The organism is Alkalibacterium sp. m-11 (assembly GCF_054658155.1).
The window spans coordinates 1-2,251 of record NZ_BAAGIR010000221.1 but is presented as its reverse complement, the minus strand read 5'-3'; the positions used below and the strand labels follow the sequence as shown (position 1 = coordinate 2,251).

The following is a 2,251-nucleotide window of genomic DNA, read 5'->3' as shown; positions in this document are numbered from 1 at the left end:
CCAATGGGACAACTGAAGAAAATGTTTGGGTAATGAAACACACAGAATGAGCCATTTTAATATTAAAATTGAAGAGTTACCATCTCTAGAAAAAAAGTTTCCGCCAAAGTCTTGACACATACAATGAAAATGAGAGTATTGAGTGCATAGCCAGACTGTTGTATAATGAAAGTTAGGCGCATGATAATGCTTGTATAAGAGTACGGCGGAATGATTGTGCCACAAGTTTTTCTTTACATACCTATCATCTGACCCTATAGCTCAGCAGGATAGAGCAACAGTTTCCTAAACTGTAGGTCGGGAGTTCGAATCTCTCTAGGGTCGTCTATTTTTTCAGTCAGGCAGTCATGGGCTGCTTTTATTGTACAATTAATCTATTATCCTTTTTTATCTCCGTATTATGTTCCGGTCTAGACCCCTTATTTCTTCCTCTGTTTTAATCCCCTTCAAGATTTGATTAAACTACTCCCCCAGATGAGAAATCAGTCATAAATCGGAACTAACTCAATGAGAGTTTACTGCACAGAATTGACTTTCATCCTGGTAGGTCGTATGATGAAAAATAGACATTATTCAGGAAAAAGAGGGTTTATATGAAAAAAATAAAATTGACTTATTCACTAATCGGTACGTTTTTCATCAGTTTCGCGGTATCGTTCTTCCGTCTGGCTGATTTGGGTACCGATCCGTACACTACATTCAACTTAGGTGCGAGCGGCTTTCTTGATATGGGCTTCGGCTTGTTCATCATGATTTCCAGTCTAATTGCACTGATCCTGATTTATTTTGATAACCGTTCACTCATTGGTATTGGAACACTTCTAAATATTTTTATCGTCGGAAACTTTTCAGACCTGACACTATCACTTTACAATTCTTACTTCTCAGGACCTGAAGGCCTGCTTATCCGTATCATTTTCTCATTACTTGGGCTGTTATTTATTTCAAGTGGTGTGGCCTTATACACTGAGGCAAAAGAAGGCGTTGCTCCTTACGATGCGTTCCCAATTATTTTGACAGAGAAGGCAAATGGCAGATGGACCTACCGGACATCGCGTGTCATCCTTGATGTCTCATTTTCAATTATCGGCTATCTTCTAGGTGCTACTTTAGGATTCAATACGATTATTACTGCTTTCTTTATCGGACCTTTTATTCAATTCTTCCGTAAGATATTTGAAAAAGACTTGCAGACACGGGCACTACGTTATACTTCAGAAAAATAAATCAGAATGCAGCACTGGACTTTTGGGTTCAGTGCCTTTTTTTATACTAGATTCGAATAATGATTTACGGACTTTACATCTAACATCAAACACCCTACTATTAGACTAACTACTTGCCTTAAGTCAGGCTGTATACAGGAGGATATTATGCGCTCGTTTAGACTATATAATTTTACTATGGTGGCTCTGTCAATTGCATCCATCTTTCTGATTATCCTCGATCTTGTCTCAGTTATTTCGATTGCTGACCAGCCATACTTTGCAATTGATTTGAGTTTCGTTTTTATTTTTGCTGTCGATTATATTTATCGGCTGACCCTGTCTCAAGACAAGAAAGAATTTGTGGTCCATCATGTCTTTGATCTGCTGTCAATCATTCCGTTTGTCTCGATTTTCAGACTATTCCGTCTTTCCCGAATCTTTAGGATACTGCGTTTCTCTCATCTCATCCGACTGTCACGTTTCACTCGCCTATTCAGTCTGAAAGTCCGGTCGCAGCGGGAAATCAAATCGATCCTTCATACAAATGGTCTTATCTATGCCTTATATACCAGTGTTCTCCTGATTCTTTTCGGAGCGGTCGTCTTTTCAGTATCAGAGAATGTCACTTTTTCAGAATCCGTGTGGTGGGCGATAGTTACAGCTTCTACTGTCGGTCACGGTGAAGTCTCTCCGGTTACTCTGACTGGAAGAATTGCTGCTACCATTCTGATGTTTCTCGGACTGGCTATGATCAGTGTGCTCACGAGTTCTTTGACAACCTACTTTAACCGGTCCAAGTCGAAAGAAACTGAAAATATTAGTTCATTGGAAAGCAAAATTGATCAGCTGATCAAAAAGGTCACAGAACTGGAAGACAAACTCCCTGACTAGCAGGAAAAAGACATGCCTGTCTTTCTTTATCAGTTTTCCGAGCGAGAAAACCCACGGTTTCAATCGTGGGATGATAGCTCGGCAGGGATGAGGGTTCGCTTTGGCGAACTCGAAAGCCCTGTGATATATTCGAATATTTTTTGAGTATGTTC

General features: G+C 39.8%; 2 protein-coding genes and 1 tRNA gene. All 3 read left to right on the top strand.

Translation table 11 applies throughout. The features are described from left to right. Positions 1 to 250: 250 nt before the first annotated feature. The 3 genes from ACYQ2O_RS11845 to ACYQ2O_RS11835 all read left to right on the top strand — a co-directional run bounded on the left by ACYQ2O_RS11845 (position 251) and on the right by ACYQ2O_RS11835 (position 2,099). Positions 251 to 324, top strand: a tRNA-Arg gene (locus ACYQ2O_RS11845). Between the two features lie 269 nt (positions 325 to 593). Further along, positions 594 to 1,226: a YczE/YyaS/YitT family protein gene (locus tag ACYQ2O_RS11840; protein ID WP_346025592.1), complete on the top strand. Its 633-nt coding sequence runs from the start codon at positions 594 to 596 to the stop codon at positions 1,224 to 1,226. A 147-nt stretch (positions 1,227 to 1,373) separates the two neighbouring features. Continuing rightward, a complete protein-coding gene (locus ACYQ2O_RS11835; RefSeq protein WP_346025593.1) occupies positions 1,374 to 2,099 on the top strand; it encodes a potassium channel family protein in 726 nt (241 codons plus the stop codon). The last annotated feature ends 152 nt before the right edge of the window (positions 2,100 to 2,251 follow it).

Coding starts and splice junctions, on each gene's coding strand:
- ACYQ2O_RS11840 (WP_346025592.1), top strand. CDS start 594: ATGAAAAAAATAAAATTGACTTATTCACTAATCGGTACGTTTTTCATC.
- ACYQ2O_RS11835 (WP_346025593.1), top strand. CDS start 1,374: ATGCGCTCGTTTAGACTATATAATTTTACTATGGTGGCTCTGTCAATT.